The sequence below is a fragment of the Hydrotalea sp. AMD genome, assembly GCF_004100315.1.
GTDB lineage: Bacteria > Bacteroidota > Bacteroidia > Chitinophagales > Chitinophagaceae > Hydrotalea > Hydrotalea flava.
On sequence record NZ_SCKY01000086.1, the window covers coordinates 1 to 1428 of the forward strand.

Genomic DNA, 1428 nt, shown 5'->3' on the forward strand with positions numbered 1-1428 from the left:
GGCGTTAATAAATAGGGTTTCAATTTTATTTGGACGGCGAAAATAATAAAGGATTGCTTTCCCTCCAACTTTAGCTGTTTTGTTTTTGATATTTAATACAAAATTATGAGCCTTGCTCGTTTTTTTTTGACATTTATCGCCTGAACCCCGGCATTCTGCCCCCTATGGGTAATTTATTCATGGCGCCCATCATTTTTTTCATTTGTTCAAATTGCTTCATAAAGGCGTTTACTTCCTGAATATCTTTTCCGCTGCCTTTGGCAATACGTACCTTTCTTCGTTGGTCAATTAAATCGGGGTTGGCCCTTTCTTCGGGTGTCATGGAATGAATAATGGCTTCAACACCTTTAAACGCATCATCATTAATATCTACATCTTTAATGGCTTTGCCTACACCGGGTATCATGCCCATCAAATCTTTCAAGCTCCCCATTTTTTTAATTTGCTGCAGTTGTTCTAAAAAATCCTGAAAATCAAATTGGTTTTTTCTGATTTTTTTCTCCAGCTTTCTGGCACGTTCTTCATCAAATTGCTCCTGTGCTTTTTCTACTAATGAGGCAATATCGCCCATACCCAAAATACGCTGTGCCATACGGTCGGGATAAAACACATCGAGTGTATCCATTTTTTCGCCGCTGCTCATAAATTTAATGGGCTTCTGCACAGTGTATTTGATGGAAAGTGCCGCACCACCACGGGTATCGCCATCTAATTTGGTTAATACCACACCCGTAAAATCGAGCCGGTCGTTGAAGGCTTTGGCCGTATTTACCGCATCTTGTCCGGTCATGGCATCTACCACAAATAAAATTTCAGATGGATTTACCGCTTGTTTAATATTGGCCACTTCGGTCATCATTACTTCATCAATGGCCAAACGGCCGGCCGTATCAATAATCACCACATTTTTGTTCTGTGCCTTAGCGGCTTTCAGTGCATTTTGCACAATACTCACGGCATCTTTATTATCGCGTTCTGCATAAATGGGTACACCTACCTGTTCGGCTAAAACAGTTAACTGATCAATAGCAGCAGGGCGGTAAATATCGGCAGCCACCAGCATGGGCGATTGGCCTTTTTGGTTTTTTAAATAATTGGCCAGTTTGCTGGTAAAGGTGGTTTTACCACTACCCTGTAAACCTGCAATTAAAATAATGGCCGGATTGCCGCTTACTGAAAATTCAGCTGCCTTACCGCCCATTAATTCAGTTAATTCATCCTGCACAATTTTTACCATTAACTGACCCGGGCTAACGGCATTAATTACCTTTTCGCCAATGGCTTTTTCTTTTACTTTATCGGTAAATTCTTTGGCAATTTTAAAGTTCACATCTGCATCAATCAATGCCCTGCGAATATCTTTCACCGTATTGGCAACATTCAGCTCGGTAATACGTGCCTGGCCTTTTAGATTTTTAAATGCGGATT

At 40.8% G+C, this 1428-nt stretch carries 1 protein-coding gene; it reads right to left on the bottom strand.

Annotated features, from left to right (window positions below):
* Nucleotides 1-133: 133 nt before the first annotated feature.
* Nucleotides 134-1428: signal recognition particle protein (gene ffh / locus EO766_RS18150; protein ID WP_287101793.1), on the bottom strand; the 1295-nt coding region annotated here is incomplete at its 5' end.